Consider the following 13312-nt stretch of genomic DNA (forward strand, 5'->3'; position numbering starts at 1 on the left):
GCCTGGCCATCAAAGCAAAAGCGCGGGCAAATCACGACTTGCCCATCCTGCGCCTCACCAACCCCGCAGGGCGGGCAGGCCCTTGGGCCTTGCCCGCATCGACCATGATGGCGGCGGCGCGACGCCATAGCCACTCGCCTGGCATCAAAGCAAAAACGCGGGCAAGGCCTGTGGCCTGCCCGCCCTACACATCTGCCCGCCCTACGCTTTACAAACAGCCAGAAAAGCTCAATCGCGCAGCGAGATCACCAGCCAGCCATGCTCCTCGGCATAGGCCCGCAGCTTGTCGTCGGCGTCCACCGCCACCGGGTGGTCCACCAGCTTCATCAGCGGCAGGTCATTGTGCGAGTCGCTGTAGAAGAAGCTTTCGCCATAGCTGTCCCAGCCCTCGCCGCGCTCGGCCAGCCACTGCTCGATGCGGGTGATCTTGCCTTCCTTGAAGCTCAGCACGCCGGTGGGGCGGCCGGTGAAGTTGCCTGCCGCGTCTTCTTCCAGCTCGATGGCGATCAGGTGCTCCACGCCCAGTTCATGCGCGATCGGGCCGGTGATGAAGCGGTTGGTGGCGGTGATGATCACGATCTGGTCGCCCTCGGCGCGGTGGGCGGCGAGGCGCTCGCGGGCCTTGTTCGGGATCAGCGGTTTGATGTGGTTTTCCAGATAGTCGGCGTGCAGCTCGTCCAACTGCGGCCGCGAAAAGCGGGTCAGCGGCGCCAGGATGAACGCCAGATACTCGTTCATGTCCAGCGTGCCGTTCTGGTATTGGCGGTAGAAGTAGCTGTTGCGCTCGTCGTACTCGGCGGCGTCCAGAATGCCGCGCTTGATCAGGAAGCGCGGCCATTCGAAGTCGGAGTCTCCGGCGATCAGGGTGTGGTCGAGGTCGAACAGGGCAAGCCTGCGTTTGGCGGTGGAAGTGGTCATGATTCCGGGGTAGCGGTTTGCAAAACGTTTTTCACCAGCGGCACGGTGATCGGGCGCCGCAGCGCCAGCGAGTAGCGGTCCAGCATGTCTATCATCGCGATCAGGCTGGTCAGGTCGCGCCGCCAATGGGTAAGCAGATAACGGTAGACGTCGTCCGGAATCGACAGCTGCCGGTTGGCGGCGTGGCTGCGCAGGGCCGCCAGCTTGTCGTCGTCGGACAAGGCCTTCACTTCCAGCACCAGGCCCCAGCCGAGGCGGGTGCGCAGATCGTCGCGTACCGACAGCGCCAGCGGCGGCTTGCGCCCGGCCATCAGCAGGCGGCCCTCGCCGCCCTCCTTCAAGGAGTTGTAGAAGGAGAACAGCATGATCTGGTCGTCCGGCGCTAGATCCTCCACATGGTCCACGGCGATGAAGCTGGCCTCTCGCGCGAAATCCGGCAGATGGTCGCCCTTGCCATCCAGGTAGATGGCGGCGCGGCCCAGCCGCTCGGCGTGGGCAATCCAGGCCTGCAACAGATGCGTTTTGCCGCAACCGGGCTCGCCCCATAGATAGATGAAGCGTTCGCCTTCGGTGGCGGTCAGGGCGGTGATCACCTCGCGGTTGCGCTCGGCCAGGAAATTGTCGAAGGCCGGCAGCGGCGTAGGCGTGAGATCGAGTACGAGCTGGTCCAAGTTTACGGTGCGGCGTTGCGTGCTGACATCAATAAGTACGATTTTACGACGATACGGCCCATCGGTGGAACCGCCATTTTATCCGGCAAAATTCATGACAAATTCAAATCGGGCGAATCCGTCCACATTGCTGTCTGTTTGCCAGCCTTTTTGCCATTTTTCAGTTAAAATACAGTGCTTTCGCACCGGCGAAAGCTTGATGTAAAAATATTTCAAGTTTGCAGAAAGCGAGATTATCTTGAATACCACGTCCCTCAGTTACCGTGATGCCGGCGTTGACATCGACGCAGGCGACGCGCTGGTCGAAAACATCAAGCCTTTTGCCAAGCGCACCATGCGCCCGGAGGTACTCGGCGGCATCGGCGGTTTCGGCGCACTGGTGGAAATCTCCAAGAAGTATAAAGAGCCGGTGCTGGTTTCCGGCACCGACGGCGTCGGCACCAAGCTCAAGCTGGCTTTCGACTGGAACCGCCATGACACCGTGGGCATCGACCTGGTGGCGATGAGCGTCAACGACATCCTGGTGCAGGGCGCCGAACCGCTGTTCTTCCTGGACTATTTCGCCTGCGGCAAGCTGGACGTGGCGCAGGCCACCGAGGTGATCAAAGGCATCGCCGCCGGTTGCGAACAAGCCGGCTGCGCGCTGACCGGCGGCGAAACCGCCGAAATGCCGGGCATGTACCCGGCCGGCGAATACGACCTGGCCGGCTTCGCCGTCGGCGTGGTGGAAAAGAGCAAGGTGATTTCCGGCCGCGACATCGCGCCCGGCGACGTCGTGCTGGGCCTGGCCTCCAACGGCGTGCACTCCAATGGCTACAGCCTGGTGCGCAAGATCATCGACCGCGCCCAGCCGGATCTCGACGCGCCGTTCGAAGACGGCAAGACGCTACGCGACGCCGTGATCGCCCCGACCCGCATCTACGTCAAGCCGCTGCTCAAGCTGATGGAGGCGCTGCCGGTCAAGGGCATGGCCCACATCACCGGCGGCGGCATCACCGAGAACACCCCGCGCGTGCTGCCGGAAAACACCGTGGCGCAGATCGACGCCGCCAGCTGGCCGCTGCCCAAGCTGTTCCAGTGGCTGCAGCGCGAAGGCAATGTGGACATCCAGGAAATGTACCGCACCTTCAACTGCGGCATCGGCATGGTGGTGGTGGTGGCGCAGCAGCACGCCGAACAGGCCGCCGCGCTGCTGCGCGAGGCCGGCGAAACCGTGTACCGCATCGGCCAGGTGCGCACCCGCGTCGGCGACGAGCACCAGACCCAGATCGCCTAAGGCTTAGCCACAAGCAGCCTTTTGCGCGCCGCTGGCCCCGCCGGCGGCGCTTGTCATTTGGCGGATGCCCAACCGAATACCGATACCCAACGGCATATGAAAAACATCGTCATCCTGATTTCCGGCCGCGGCTCCAATATGCAGGCCATCGTCAACGCCGCCATTCCCGGCGCCCGCGTGGCGGCGGTGATCGCCAACCGCCCCGACGCGGCCGGCCTGGCCTGGGCCGCCGAACGCGGCATCGCCGCCGTGGCGCTGGACCACAAGGCCTACCCCAGCCGCGAAGCCTTCGACGCCGCGCTGGCCGAAGCCATCGACGCCCACGCGCCCGATCTGGTGGTGCTGGCCGGCTTCATGCGCATCCTGACGGCTGGGTTCACCCGCCGCTACGAAGGCCGCATGCTGAACATCCATCCCTCGCTGCTGCCGGCCTTTCCCGGCCTGCACACCCATGAGCGCGCGCTGGAAATGGGCTGCAAACTGGCCGGATGCACGGTACACTTCGTCACTGCCGAGCTGGACCACGGTCCCATCGTGTCGCAGGGCGTCGTCAACGTGCTGGACGACGACACCCCGGACAGCCTGGCCGCCCGCGTGCTGAAGCTGGAACACCAGCTGTACCCGGAAGCGGTGCGCCGCTTCGTCGCCGGCGACATCGCCATCGAAGGCGGCAAGGTGGCCAGCGGCCCGAGCGCCGCCGCCAGCCTGCTATCGCCCGCACCCAATGCCAAGGTCTAAATGACTCGTTTCCGCCTGCTACTGATCGCCCTGGTCCTGTCCCTGCTGCTGCATCTGATGCTGCTAGGCTCGGACTTGCTGCCCGCGCTCAGCCTGCAGCCGGAAGAAACGCCGAAGCTGGAAAAAATTGACATCAAGATGCAGGCGATGCAGCTGGACACGCCGGCGCCGCTGAAACCGAGCCAGGCCGGCGTCCAACTGCGCCCCGCGGCGGCCAAGACGCCGCCCAAGCCGACAGAGAAGCCCGCGCCGAAACGGCGCAAGAAAACCCAGGCCTCGCAAGCGGCCGAGGAAACCGCGGATGCCTCCGCGCCGGCCCAGGAAACCTTGGTTGCGCAAGCCAGCTCGGAGCCGGTTGACGAACTGCCGCCCGCCGAGCATCCCGCCCGCCACCAGGCGGCGAGCGAGCCGGCAAGCCAGCCGGCGCGCGTGGCGCAGTCCGACACCTCGCCCAGCGCCGGCTTCATCCATCCCGATACCGCGATGCGCAAATTCCCGGTGGCGGCGCGGATTCGCTACCAGGGCTTCTGGGGCCAGGCGATGGTAGGTTTTGGAGACTTGGAATGGCTGCAGGGAGATGGCCGCTACCAGCTGGACATCTCAGTCAATCCTTTCATCGGCCCCAAGCTGCGCTATCTTTCACAGGGGCAGATAGACAGCCACGGCCTGCGGCCGGACACCCTGCAGGCTTTCCGCGGCGGCCAGCTGAAAGACAGCGCGCGCTTTGACTACGACGCCGGGCTGCTGCGCTACGGCGACAGCGCGGGCAAGCAGCTGGCGCTGAAAAACGGCGCGCAGGACGCGTTCAGCCTGGCCTTCCAGCTGGCGCTGAAGGGCGGCGATCTGGGCCGCGCGCCGATCCAGATCACCACGGCCAAAAAGGTTTACGAATATCCGATGGCGCCTGCCGGCGCCTTCGATTACGACACTGGCGACGGCAAGATGCGCGTCATCGTGTTCAGGGCGGAGGGTGACGGCGACGTCACCGAGTTCTGGCTGGCGCCGGATTTCGCCAATCTGCCGGTGCGCATCCTGCGCGCCGACAAAGACAAACGGATCGAGCTTAAAGCGATCCGCATAGAAGTGAACGGCAAGCGGCAGTGGGAACTGCCGCCGCAACCGACGATACGGAACAAGAATGCACATTAGTCATAGTCAACTGAAACACCTGGAAACCGTCATCGGCCAGATGACCCGCTTCGACCGCCCGGCGGACGCCGTGCTGTCCGCGTACTTCCGCGAGCACAACAAGCTGGGCAGCGCCGACCGCCATCTGATCGCCGAAACGGCTTTCGGCGCCTTGCGCCGACTGATCCAGCTGCGCGCGCTGATCGCGCCGGAAAAAGCCACGCCGCGCCGACTGGCGCTGGTCGCCCTGATGAAGTTCAACAAGCTGAACGTCAAGGAGTTGTCCGAAGCCACCAGCGCCGGCGAGCGCGAATGGCTGGGCACGGTCAAGGGCAAGGCGCTGGAAGACAGCCTGGAAATTCGCGCCGAGCTGCCGCAATGGGTGATCGAACGCCTGGGCGAGCAGGAACCGGCGGCTGTGGAAGCCTTGGGCCAGGGCCTGATGTCCATGGCGCCGCTGGACTTGCGCGTCAACACGCTGAAGATGAAGCGCGAAGAGCTGCTGGACCGCCTCAACGCCGAAGGCATCCACTGCGAAGCCACGCCTTACTCGCCCATCGGCATCCGCCTCAAGGACAAGCCGGCGCTGTCCAAGCACGAGCTGTTCAAATCCGGCGCGTTTGAAGTGCAGGACGAAGGCAGCCAGCTCCTGGGCCTGATCACCGGCGCGCGCCGCGGCGAAATGGTGGTGGACTTCTGCGCCGGCGCCGGCGGCAAGACGCTGCTCTTGGGCGCGCAGATGTCATCCAGTGGCCGCCTGTATGCGTTTGATGTATCAGAGAAGCGCCTTGCCAACTTCAAGCCGCGCCAGGCCCGCTCCGGCCTGTCCAACGTGCATCCGCAACTGCTGGCGCACGAAAACGACGCAAAGGTGAAGCGGCTGGCCGGCAAGGCCGACCGCGTACTGGTGGACGCGCCCTGCTCCGGCCTGGGCACGCTGCGCCGCAATCCGGACCTGAAATTCCGCCAAAGCCCGGACAGCGTGGCCGAACTGAACGCCAAGCAGACCTCCATCCTCGCTTCCGCCTCGCGGCTGGTGAAAGAAGGCGGCCGTCTGGTCTACGCCACCTGCAGCCTGCTGCCGCAGGAAAACCAGCGCATCGTCGAAGCCTTCCTGGCCGAGCATCCGGATTTCAGCTTGGTGAAAATGGATGAAGTGCTGGCGGAACAGAAAATCCCGCTGCAATGCGGCGACTATCTGGAACTGAAACCGCATTTGCATAATACCGACGGCTTCTTCGCCGCCGTGCTGCAGCGCGTTCCGGCCCAGGCTTGACGCCGCCATGCGGGTAGTTGGCTCGGCTTTGGCGCGAGAAAACAAGCTCGCAAGCGCGACCGCTTAGGAGTATATTAGCGGTTTATGATTAAAACCCGGCAGCCGCCGGGTTTGTTTTATGCCTGGAGCCGCCATCCAATGCAGGATTATCTTCCACGCCGCACCAAACGACAGCAGATGCAGCGTCGTCTGCGTTATCTTTACCTGTCCGCCGCGCAATGGCGGCGCCAGGTCCCGGTGTGGATCGCGGCCATCCTGATCGGCCTGGTGGCCTATGTGTTCGCCCTCGGCAGCCACCTGTCCCACGATCTGTTCTTCAAAGCTTACGACGCCTCGCCGTATTGGAGCCTGCTGATCACCCCGGCCGGGCTGGCGCTGGCGATCTGGATCATGCACCGCTTCTTTCCCGGTTCGGCCGGCGGCGGCATCCCGCAGTCCATCGCGGCGCTGGAGCCGGGCATGGAAAAATTGCGCGAATACTGCTTCACGCTGCGCGCGGCCTTCGGCAAAGTGGTGCTGACCTTGCTGGGCATCAGCTCCGGCGCGACATTCGGCTACGAAGGCCCCATCGTCCAGGTGGGCGCGGCGATCAAGTATTCCTTGAACCGCAAGGCGGCGCAGCGCCATGAAGGCGCCGCGCGCAGCTTCATCCTGGCCGGCGCCGCCGCCGGCGTGGCGGCCGCATTCAACGCGCCGCTGGCCGGCATCATGTTCGCCATCGAGGAGATGGGCCGCATTTTCGACATGCGCGCCGGCTCCACCATCCTGCTGTCGGTGATCGTCGCCGGTCTCACCACCTTCGCCATCAACGGCAATTACAGTTATTTCGGCATCGTTCATGTGGCGATGGAGAGCAAGCAGGCCTGGCTGGCGGTGCCCTTATGCGGCGTGCTGGGCGGCATCATCGGCGGCCTGGCCTGTCGCGTGCTGCTGGCGCTGTCGCAGCGCCTGCCCGGACCGTTACATGGCTGGCGCGCCAAGCAACCTATCCTGTTCGCCGCGGGCTGCGGCCTGGCGCTGGCCGTCATCGGCATCGCCAGCCAGGGCAGCACCTTCGGCACCGGCTACTTCCGCGCCCGCGACATCATCGAAGGCCACGGCGCCGGGCTGCAGGACTATGGCATCCTGAAGCTGATCTCCATGTTCATCAGCCATATCAGCGCGGTACCCGGCGGCATGTTCGCGCCGTCGCTGGCCGTCGGCGCCGGTTTCGGCCTGAATATGTCCCAACTGCTGCCCTTCTTGCCGCAGGCCATGGTGGTGCTGCTGGGCATGGTGGGCTTCTTCGCCGGCATGACGCGGGCGCCGATGACCGGTTTCGTCATCGTGATGGAAATGACCGACAGTTCCGATATGCTGATTCCGCTGATGGCCACCGCGCTGCTGGCGGCGTCGGTGTCACGGCTGCTGACGCGGCGCGCGCTGTACGAAGGCCAGGTGCGGTTGTTCCTGCCGCAGTGGCATGCCAAGGCCGGGCAAATTGACCAGCCACCGGCCCGCACGTAGAATAACTGATTGAAAAGATCGGGTATTTCCGGCGGCCCCTGACCGCCCCCAAGCAAGGATTGCAAAACATGTCGATTCAACAAGATATCCAGCAGACCGTCACCGACAATCAGGTGGTCCTGTTCATGAAGGGCTCCGCCCAGTTTCCGCAGTGCGGCTTCTCCTCGCGCGCAGTGCAGATCCTGAAAGCCTGTGGCGTGGACAATTTCCTGACCGTGGACGTGCTGCGCGACCCGGACATCCGCCAGGGCATCAAGGACTACTCCAACTGGCCGACCATCCCGCAGCTGTACGTCAAGGGCGAATTCATCGGCGGTTCGGACATCATGTACGAGATGTACCAGAACGGCGAGCTGCAGGAACTGCTGAAAGACCTGTAATTCGCTTTTCGATCCAGATCACAACCCGGCGCCTGCCGGGTTTTTCTATTTATGGCAAGTTTTTTGCCCTGGCTGAATGGCCATTTCCGTCAGAAGACGGCTATCTTAGAATATCCCGATATTTACCAACACATGACAACGCGGCCCACCGCGACCACCCCACCATGAATTGCACGCCAGCCCTGGAGCGGCGGCCCGCGCAAACCCCGTCGCTAGAAGACATCTGGCGCGCGCTGGCCAACGATCAACTACTGCCCTGGTTCCAAGCGATAGTCGAACTGCCCAGCCGCCGCGTGATCGCGGCAGAAGCGCTGGCCCGCTGGCGCCACCCGGCGCTCGGCATCCTGCCGCCGGCCAGCTTCGTCCCCGCGCTGGAAGCGCGCGGCATGCTGCGCCAGCTGACGGAGCTGATGCTGGAAAAATCGCTGTATTCCTGTCTGGACTGGCGCCGCCAGGGATTCGACCTGCCCGTCTCGGTCAATCTGGGCGCGGAATCGCTGCTCGATCCGGAGCTGCCATCGCGCCTGCTGCAACAACTGCGCATCCTGAACTTGCCGGCCTCCTGCCTGATTCTGGAGTTCAACAGCCGCATGCTGCGCAGCCACCAGGCCGCGGCGGGATTCATGCTGCCGGCGCTGCACGCGGCCGGCTTCGGCGTGGCCGCCGATGATTTCAGCCCCGACGACGGCTGGCTGCCGCCCGCAGCCAGCGTGCTGAAACTGGCGCGCGGCTGCGCGCAAAACCTAGCAAGCCATCACCAACCGCGCGCAGCGCTGTCCGCCATCCTGAGCCAGGCCCGCCGCCGCAACGCCGCCGTGGTCGCAATAGGCGTGGAGAACGAGAGCGAGTGCGCCGCGCTGGCGGCACTCGGTTGCAACGCGGCGCAGGGCTATCTGTTTGCCCCGCCGATGTCGCCTTCCGAATTTTCCGAGTGGATTTCGAGCGGCTAAGCGCGCTACAATACGCACCCATACCCCCACGGCAGCCCTGCGGCTGCCGCTGTCATATATTCCGAAAGCTGTTTGCCGTTAGCGGCAAGCAGCTTTTTGCCAAGGTAGGGAGCCGAAATTGAATATCACCATCGTTGATCATCCGCTGGTTCAGCACAAGCTGGGCCTGCTGCGCGAAGCCGACACCAGCACCATGAAGTTCCGCCAGCTGACCCAGGAACTGGCGCGGCTGCTCGCCTATGAAGCCACCCGCGATTTCGAGCTGGAAAGCGTCACCATAGACGGCTGGTGCGGCAAGATCGACGTCAAGCAGATCAAGGGCAAGAAAGTCACTGTGGTGCCGATCCTGCGCGCCGGCATCGGCATGCTGGACGGCGTGCTGGACCTGGTTCCGTCGGCCAAGATTAGCGTGGTGGGCCTGGCCCGCAATGAAGAAACGCTGGAGCCGGTGTCCTACTTTGAAAAATTCGTCGGCAACCTGGACGAGCGCATCGCCCTGATCATCGACCCGATGCTGGCCACCGGCGGCTCGCTGGTCGCCACCATCGACCTCCTGAAGCGCAATGGCTGCAAGCACATCAAGGCCGTGGTGATGGTGGCCGCGCCGGAAGGCGTCAAGACCGTCAACGACGCGCATCCCGACGTGCAGATCTACGCCGCCTCGCTCGACAGCCATCTGAACGAGCACGGCTACATCATTCCGGGCCTGGGCGACGCCGGCGACAAGATCTTCGGCACCAAGCAAGCCTGATCGCCATGCCATTTACCAAGCCGCCCGTTGCCTATGCAGCCGGCGGCTTTTTTGCAAGCCCGCAAGGATGAAGACCATGGACCGCTACGCCGCAATCGACGCCGACTTCCTCGTCCGCTTTCCAGGCGGTTTTCAAGACCCGGACTGGATCGCCCTGGCGCGCAAGCACAAGAGCTACGCCAAGGCCGAGGCGCTGTGCCAGCGCGAGCTGACCCGCGACAAGCTGGACGCCGCGCTGGCCAGCGGCAAGCTGGCCGACGCCACTCAGGCCTGCCGCCAGATCATCTCGCTAGCCACCACCGTCAGCACCTTCGAGAAGATCGCCTTCCGAAATTACATGGATTTTCGCGATCTGAACCAGCCCTTCGTCCAGGCCTTGCGCGACGTGCTGCACGACTTCGGCCCGGACAGTTTCGCCGCCTACATCGATACGCTATCCCTTGCGCGCAACGACCCGAAAGCCAACGCCGCCAAATGGCCCATCGTGACCTGCTTCCTGGCCTGCTTCGATCCGCAGCGCCACGTCTGCATCAAGCCGACCACCATCAAGAAAGTGGCGGCGCGGCTGGGCGTGGACCTGCATTACCAGTCCCGCCCCAACTTTGAATGCTACCGCGCGGTGCAGGACATGGTGCTGGACTTCCGCCGCCACAGCGCGGTGGCCGCCGACGTGGACAACACCCTGGCGCAGGCCGTGATGTACTGCGCGGTTTAAATCGACAAGATTACAAAACGAAAACAAGGAAGAATGATGATTCAACAATTGAAGCTGGCGGTGTCCGGCGCCCAGATCCTGTTCGTCGCCTTCGGCGCGCTGGTGCTGGTGCCGCTGCTCACCGGCCTGAATCCGGCCATGGCCCTGCTCGGCGCCGGCATCGGCACCCTACTGTTCCAGGCCTGCACCGGGCGCCAGGTGCCGATCTTCCTCGGCTCCTCTTTCGCCTTCATCGGCCCCATCATTTACTCCATGCACACCTGGGGACCGGGCGCGACCATGTTCGGCCTGTTCGCCGCCGGCTTCATGTACTTCGTGTTCGCCGCCATCGTGCGCTGGCGCGGCATGGCGCTGGTGAACAAGCTGCTGCCGCCGGTGGTGATCGGCCCGGTGATCATGATCATCGGCCTGTCGGTGGCCACCGCCGCTTCCGGCATGGCCATGGGCCAGGCTGGCGGCAAGCAGGTGCTGCCGTATGAGACTTCGCTGATGCTGGCAGCCATTTCGCTGACCACCACCATCGTCGTCTCCATCTACGCGCGCGGCATGTTCAAGCTGGTGCCGATCCTGGCCGGCGTCACCGTCGGCTACATTGCCGCCGGCTTCATGGGCGCGGTGGACTTCGCCAAGCTGGCCGCCGCGCCATGGTTCGCCATGCCCGCCTTCCACAGCCCGGAAATCAACTGGGCAGCGGCCGCCTTCATGCTGCCGGTGGCCATCGCCCCGGCCATCGAGCACATCGGCGGCGTGATGGCCATCGGCGGCGTGACTGGCAAGGACTACACCAAGACGCCGGGCCTGCACCGCACGCTGGCCGGCGACGGCCTGGGCGTATGCGTGGCCGGCCTGATCGGCGGCCCGCCGGTCACCACCTATGCCGAAGTGACCGGCGCAGTGATGATCACCCGCAACTTCAACCCGGTGACCATGACCTGGGCGGCGGTGTTCGCCATCTGCATGGCCTTCTTCGGCAAGTTCAACGCGCTGTTGCAATCGATCCCGATGCCGGTGATGGGCGGCATCATGGTGCTGCTGTTCGGCACCATCGCCTCCATCGGCCTGAAGACGCTGATCGAAGCCAAGGTGGACCTGATGGAGCCGCGCAATCTGGTGATCATCTCGGTGGTGCTGACCGCCGGCATCGGCGGCCTGACGCTGAAGCTGGGCGACTTCGCCCTGGCCGGCGTGGGCCTGTGCTCCTTGCTGGCCATCATTCTGAACCTGATTCTGCCGCGCCAAGCCGCGGCGCATGATGGGATAGTCGAAGGGCAGGACATCTAGCGCCCCAAGCGCATGATTTTAAAAATCATTTACAACTATCCTCATGTCAAACGACATGACGCGATCTACACTGTCAATCAGCGCCGCAGCTACAAGGTGGCCGCGGCGCAGTTGACCGGAGCCAAACTGCTGCCCAACCAAGCATCACCTGCCCACAGCGGCTTGACACGGCCGGATTCCACTCAAGCAATAAGGAAAAAGCCATGTTGAAAACCATCTTCATCAGCGCGCTCACCCTGCTTCTTCTTTCCGGCTCCGCCATGGCCGGCAGCGAAGGGCTCTCCAATATGTGGGCGATGCGCGGCAGGATGAACGCCCAGTTGCACGGCCAACCGGCGCCAATGATCCCGCAAGTCAACTCCATGGCTTCCAACAGCTGAGCCATGCCCGGACGCCTGCCCCATCCATGGCGGGCGTCAATTTCCACTCGGCACGGCCAAGCGCCAGAGCAAACGTCAGCAGCCCTAAACGCGCAGCTCGCCCTTCGTCACAGCCCGCTCCAGCCGCTGGATGAACCACTGCAAGGCGCGGCCCGGTTGTTCCTGTTTCCAGGCGAAGCACATCGGCGGGAAACTGCCGCTCTCCTCCTCGGCCTTCTCCACCAGTTGGCCGCTTTCCAGATAAGCCTGCACATGCGAGCGCGGCAAATGGCCGCTGCCGAGGCCGGCCAAAATGGCCTGCAGCTTGGCCTGGCTGCCATGCACCGTCAATACCGGCTGTCCTTCCAGCAAACCGCCGGTGCGGGCCGGCAAGCGACGAGAGGTGTCGCCAACGGCCACCGCGCGGTGGCGTCGCAGCACATGCGGCGGCACCGGCTCCGGCGCCCGGGCCAGGGGATGATCCTTCGCCACCACCAGGACAAAGTCGTAGTCGCCAATATTGCGGGTGAAGTAATCGCCCGGCGGCGGCTGATTCGGCGCGCCTATCACCAGATCGGCGCGGTCGTCGTACAGCGCGTCCCAGATGCCGCCAAAGCTCTCGCGGATGAAATACAAGCGGGTAGCCGATTCCAACTTGTCGAAGTCCGCGATGGCCGGCAGCAAGTTCGAGAAATCGACCAGATCGCCCACCACGATGCGCAAGGTATCCTCCCAGCCCTGCGCCTGCTTGCTGACGCGCAACTCCAGTTGCCGCGCCGCGTCCAACAGATGGCGTCCATCCTTCAGCAGACGCTCGCCGGCCGGCGTCAGCCTGGCGCGATGCCCGCTGCGGTCGTAGATGGCCACGCCCAAGCCCTGCTCCAGCTTCTGCACGGTATAGGTCAAGGCCGACGGCACCTTGAACAAGGCCTCCGCAGCTGCGGCGAAACTGCCGTGCTGTTCGATCGCATCCAGCACCTGCAACGCTTCCAATGTCAGTTTCATCTAGCCACTTCATTCAGTAATTTTGACAGCCTGCTTCGATTCTTTCCGATTTTATCGCAGACAACTTGACCATAGAATGAATTCCGTCAAGAGCAAACCAGCAAAACCACAGAATCAGCATCAGTAATTTTGATGCATAACCGTTTGCTGGACACACATCAAAAAGGAAACCACCATGCTGAAGCAAACCGCCATCGCCGCCCTGTCCCTGATCCTGCTGTCCGGCGCCGCCGTAGCCGGCAGCGACGGCTACGACAATATGAAAGCCATGCGCGACCGCATGAACGGCCAAACTGCGCAGACCAGCCAAGTCCAGGCTCCGGCGCAAAAGTAAGCGCCCCAAGCCAACAAAAGCCGC

At 63.7% G+C, this 13312-nt stretch carries 15 protein-coding genes; 12 read left to right on the top strand and 3 right to left on the bottom strand.

From position 1 onward, the window contains the following. Positions 1–228: 228 nt before the first annotated feature. Both C2134_RS14265 and hda read right to left on the bottom strand, forming a co-directional pair. The gene (locus tag C2134_RS14265) at positions 229–918 is read right to left on the bottom strand and encodes a histidinol-phosphatase (protein ID WP_103320828.1); all 690 of its coding nucleotides are present in this window, start codon (positions 916–918) and stop codon (positions 229–231) included. Then, positions 915–1589, bottom strand: coding sequence for a DnaA regulatory inactivator Hda (hda, locus tag C2134_RS14270; RefSeq protein ID WP_103320829.1), 675 nt, complete (start codon positions 1587–1589; stop codon positions 915–917). Before hda ends, C2134_RS14265 begins: the two co-directional genes overlap by 4 nt. 238 nt (positions 1590–1827) lie before the next feature. Between hda and purM the strand changes: the two genes are divergently transcribed. The 11 genes from purM to C2134_RS21725 all read left to right on the top strand — a co-directional run bounded on the left by purM (position 1828) and on the right by C2134_RS21725 (position 11970). After that, a complete protein-coding gene (gene purM, locus C2134_RS14275) occupies positions 1828–2865 on the top strand; it encodes a phosphoribosylformylglycinamidine cyclo-ligase (protein WP_103320830.1) in 1038 nt (345 codons plus the stop codon). 96 nt (positions 2866–2961) lie between these two features. Beyond that, on the top strand, positions 2962–3603 hold the full coding sequence (purN, locus tag C2134_RS14280; protein WP_103320831.1) for a phosphoribosylglycinamide formyltransferase: 642 nt from the start codon (positions 2962–2964) through the stop codon (positions 3601–3603). Further along, positions 3604–4752 (top strand): DUF3108 domain-containing protein, encoded by a 1149-nt coding sequence (locus C2134_RS14285; RefSeq protein WP_103320832.1) that lies wholly within the window; start codon positions 3604–3606, stop codon positions 4750–4752. It begins immediately after the preceding gene. Then, complete coding sequence (locus tag C2134_RS14290; RefSeq protein WP_199179951.1) at positions 4748–6007, top strand: RsmB/NOP family class I SAM-dependent RNA methyltransferase; 1260 nt, start codon at positions 4748–4750, stop codon at positions 6005–6007. Before C2134_RS14285 ends, C2134_RS14290 begins: the two co-directional genes overlap by 5 nt. 177 nt (positions 6008–6184) lie before the next feature. Beyond that, a complete protein-coding gene (locus C2134_RS14295; protein ID WP_158248775.1) occupies positions 6185–7513 on the top strand; it encodes a chloride channel protein in 1329 nt (442 codons plus the stop codon). Between the two features lie 68 nt (positions 7514–7581). Then, positions 7582–7893 (top strand): Grx4 family monothiol glutaredoxin, encoded by a 312-nt coding sequence (gene grxD / locus C2134_RS14300; RefSeq protein WP_103320835.1) that lies wholly within the window; start codon positions 7582–7584, stop codon positions 7891–7893. A gap of 164 nt (positions 7894–8057) precedes the next feature. After that, positions 8058–8843: an EAL domain-containing protein gene (locus C2134_RS14305; RefSeq protein ID WP_103320836.1), complete on the top strand. Its 786-nt coding sequence runs from the start codon at positions 8058–8060 to the stop codon at positions 8841–8843. Between the two features lie 118 nt (positions 8844–8961). Further along, the gene (gene upp / locus C2134_RS14310) at positions 8962–9594 is read left to right on the top strand and encodes a uracil phosphoribosyltransferase (protein ID WP_103320837.1); all 633 of its coding nucleotides are present in this window, start codon (positions 8962–8964) and stop codon (positions 9592–9594) included. 76 nt (positions 9595–9670) lie between these two features. Then, positions 9671–10309, top strand: coding sequence for a hypothetical protein (locus tag C2134_RS14315; RefSeq protein ID WP_103321004.1), 639 nt, complete (start codon positions 9671–9673; stop codon positions 10307–10309). Between the two features lie 36 nt (positions 10310–10345). Beyond that, a complete protein-coding gene (locus C2134_RS14320; protein ID WP_439646997.1) occupies positions 10346–11590 on the top strand; it encodes a uracil-xanthine permease family protein in 1245 nt (414 codons plus the stop codon). A gap of 203 nt (positions 11591–11793) precedes the next feature. Then, positions 11794–11970, top strand: coding sequence for a hypothetical protein (locus tag C2134_RS21725; RefSeq protein WP_199153158.1), 177 nt, complete (start codon positions 11794–11796; stop codon positions 11968–11970). 84 nt (positions 11971–12054) lie between these two features. Here C2134_RS21725 and C2134_RS14325 read toward each other — a convergent pair whose 3' ends face one another. Further along, positions 12055–12954 carry a LysR family transcriptional regulator gene (locus C2134_RS14325; protein ID WP_103320838.1) on the bottom strand — a complete coding sequence of 300 codons (900 nt, stop codon included), beginning with the start codon at positions 12952–12954 and terminating at the stop codon, positions 12055–12057. A 175-nt stretch (positions 12955–13129) separates the two neighbouring features. Here C2134_RS14325 and C2134_RS21730 point away from each other — a divergent pair, with 175 nt between their 5' ends. After that, positions 13130–13288: a hypothetical protein gene (locus C2134_RS21730; protein ID WP_199153156.1), complete on the top strand. Its 159-nt coding sequence runs from the start codon at positions 13130–13132 to the stop codon at positions 13286–13288. The last annotated feature ends 24 nt before the right edge of the window (positions 13289–13312 follow it).

The sequence above is a fragment of the Chromobacterium sinusclupearum genome (assembly GCF_002902845.1).
GTDB classification, from domain to species: Bacteria; Pseudomonadota; Gammaproteobacteria; order Burkholderiales; family Chromobacteriaceae; genus Chromobacterium; species Chromobacterium sinusclupearum.